The 2865-nt window shown below is 68.8% G+C and carries 3 protein-coding genes and 1 pseudogene; all 4 read left to right on the forward strand.

Annotated features, from left to right (window positions below):
* A pseudogene (locus DD1DGNOD_RS28685) lies at positions 1 to 342 on the forward strand (aquaporin family protein); the annotation flags it as partial.
* Positions 339 to 1052: an arsenate reductase ArsC gene (locus tag DD1DGNOD_RS30455; protein WP_283234647.1), complete on the forward strand. Its 714-nt coding sequence runs from the start codon at positions 339 to 341 to the stop codon at positions 1050 to 1052. The pseudogene DD1DGNOD_RS28685 and the gene DD1DGNOD_RS30455, both read left to right, overlap by 4 nt.
* A gap of 72 nt (positions 1053 to 1124) precedes the next feature.
* Positions 1125 to 1535, forward strand: a complete 411-nt coding sequence (locus DD1DGNOD_RS02845; protein WP_131765051.1) for an arsenate reductase ArsC — start codon at positions 1125 to 1127, stop codon at positions 1533 to 1535.
* A 187-nt stretch (positions 1536 to 1722) separates the two neighbouring features.
* Positions 1723 to 2865 (forward strand): LuxR family transcriptional regulator (locus DD1DGNOD_RS28690; protein WP_165034703.1); only part of this gene is annotated, 1143 nt, incomplete at its 3' end.

Genomic DNA, 2865 nt, shown 5'->3' on the forward strand with positions numbered 1-2865 from the left:
GCTTTGGTGCGGTCCGGTCGGGGTGAGCGGGCGCCGGCGGCGGTCGGCGCCTACATCGGGGCGGCGTACTGGTTCACCAGCTCGACCAGCTTCGCGAACCCGGCGATCAGTGTCGGGCGGATGTTCTCCGACACGTTTGCCGGGATCGCCCCGGCCTCCGTCCCGGCGTTCATCGGCGCGCAGGCGGTGGGGGGCGTGGTCGGCTACGGGCTGGCGCGGCTGTTCTACCCACCGACTCCGGCTGCTCCCGGTCAGGCCGCGCAGGTTCTGCTGCCCCGCGACCAGCCCGCCGCGGCGTCCAACGGTGCCGCGGGAAGCCGTCTACCCGGAGGCATGTCATGACTCCATCAGACAATTCCGTTCCCTACAGCCCCGACAGTGACAGTCTTGCCGGTCTGGGCGGTGCGGCGGGTTTGGACCCTGCGACGCTGCGGATGCTGCGCACCCTGGTGACAAGGCTGGCCTACGACTACGACACCGCCTTCACCGCCGCCGAGGTCGAAGAGGTCTTCGGGGACTCCTTCCGGCGGCTCGCCGCGACCGCGCGGGTCACGACCTTCCTGCCGACCCTCGCCGGCCGGCTGGCCCGGGAACGCCTCGAGGCGCTCGGCATGACCCGCGGGCTGATCGCCAAGCGGGTCCCGGAGGTGCTGTTCGTCTGCGTCCACAATGCCGGGCGGTCCCAGATGGCCGCCGCGTTCACCCGCCACTACGCCGGGAGCGCTCTGCACATCCGCACCGGGGGATCCGACCCCTCCGAGGGTATTCATCCTGAAGTCGTCGCCGCGATGAAAGACGTCGGCCTGAGCCTGGATGAGGAGTTTCCCAAGCCGTTGACCGACGACATCCTGACCGCCGCCGACGTGGTCGTCACCATGGGCTGCGGGGACGCCTGCCCCTACCTGCCCGGGAAACGGTACGAGGACTGGCCCATCGACGACCCCGCCGGTGCCGATGCGGCGACGGTCGCGCGGATTCGTGACGACATCGACCAGCGGGTCCGGGGCCTGCTCGCCAGCCTGCTGCCCGACCTGACCCTGCCCGCCCGCTGACACTTCGCGGGCCGGGCATGCCGCGTCCAGCCTGGCCCGCGGCATCATCATCGTGGAGAAAGGATCTGGTGCATGTCCGAGAAGCCCTCGGTGCTGTTCGTCTGCGTCCACAATGCCGGGCGGTCCCAGATGGCTGCCGGCTGGCTGACTCATCTGGCCGGTGACACCGTCGAGGTGCGTTCGGCCGGGTCGATGCCTGCCGAGCAGGTCAATCCGGTTGCGGTGGCGGCCATGGCCGAGGTCGGGATCGACCTCGCCGCCCAGAGCCCGAAGATCCTCACGGTGGAGGCGGTGGAAGCCTCCGATGTGGTGATCACCATGGGCTGCGGGGACGTCTGCCCGGTCTTCCCGGGGAAACGGTATGAGGACTGGAAACTCGACGACCCCGCCGGTCAGGACATCGATGCCGTCCGTCCGATCCGGGATGAGATCCGGGCTCGTGTCGAGAAACTCCTCGGGGAACTGTCGCCCGCCACCCCCTAGCGATCATCTTTGAAGGCGGCGTACCGGACAGTCCTCGAGGTTCACCAGTGCCGCCGGATAGTTGTCGAAATGCGGGGTGGTGAAGAACGGGGTGGTGAAGAAGACGCCCTGACGATCTGATCGGTAGCCCGGCAGGGCGAGCCATGTTCTGCTTCCGCATAATGCGACAGACCCGCATGATTGTCCCGTGACTGTCGATCGCGGGCTACTACTCGACCGGGTCGGTGAACTGGCTGAACGAGTGCGTGTGCTGCTGGAGCGTCCGGCGACGGGGGACGCCGGTGAGTCGCCGGAGCTGGCGCAGGCGCTTGCAACGGCTGGCGCCGAGATCCGCGCCGTGCTGTGTGCTCGGCCCGCACCCGATGCCCGGACGGCAGGTGAGCTGTGTCTGGGCCTGGTGGAGCTCAGGCGGTTGCAGGGAGAACTGCGCGAGCATGTGGTGTCGTTGCGGTTCGCGGCGGTGGCGCGGATCCACCACGGGCTGGCCAAGCTGCGGGCGTATGAGACCGTCGCCGAGTTGCTGCCCGCGGCGGCGGCCGAGCTCGGGGCGCGTTGTGACTTCGACCGGACGGTGATCTCGCGGCGTCGGGGGTCGACGTGGCGCGCGGAGGCGGTCTGGCTGGCGCCGGGACTGGATCCGCGCGTGTCGCGGGCGACGGAGTCGTATCTGCGTGGGACGTGGATCCCGTTGGGGCCCGGGGTTTTGGAGACGGAGCTGATCCGCAGGCGCGCGGCCGAGGTGATCGCGGCCGATGATCCGCGGACCAACAAGGAGCTGATGGCCGTGTCGGACAGCGTGGGATACGTGGCCTCGCCGGTGATGCCGGCGGGACGGGTGATCGGCTTCCTGCAGGCCGACTGCTACGGGTCGCGTCGCGAGTTGACGACACTGGATCGTGACAATCTGTGGACGTTCGCCCAGGGCTTTGGTCTGCTGTTCGAGCGCACGGTGCTGCTGGAGCGGCTCGCCCAGCAGCGGACGCGGGCGCGCGAGGCATTCGACCTGGCCGAGCGGCAATTGCAGCAGCTCGCCGAGGACGAGATCCTGCTCGCCCAGAACGACCGGGAGCTCGGAGCCGTCGCTTACCGCGCTGCCGAGTTCTTCCGGCCTGCGGCCGCTGCGGAAGGGGTGGAGAGCCTGCTGACCGCACGCGAGCGGAAGATCGTCGAACTCATGATCACCGGCGCGCGCAACAGCGAGATCGCCGACCGGTTGGTGGTCAGCGAGGACACGGTCAAGTCTCACGTCAAGAGCGTGCTGCGCAAGCTGGGTTCGTCCAATCGTGCGGAAGCGGTGTCGCGATACCTCAAGCTCGCCAGGCCCCAGATA

Origin of the sequence: Candidatus Protofrankia californiensis, from assembly GCF_900634765.1 — a bacterium.
GTDB classification, from domain to species: Bacteria; Actinomycetota; Actinomycetes; order Frankiales; family Frankiaceae; genus Protofrankia; species Protofrankia californiensis.

Coding starts and splice junctions, on each gene's coding strand:
- DD1DGNOD_RS30455 (WP_283234647.1), top strand. CDS start 339: ATGACTCCATCAGACAATTCCGTTCCCTACAGCCCCGACAGTGACAGT.
- DD1DGNOD_RS02845 (WP_131765051.1), top strand. CDS start 1,125: ATGTCCGAGAAGCCCTCGGTGCTGTTCGTCTGCGTCCACAATGCCGGG.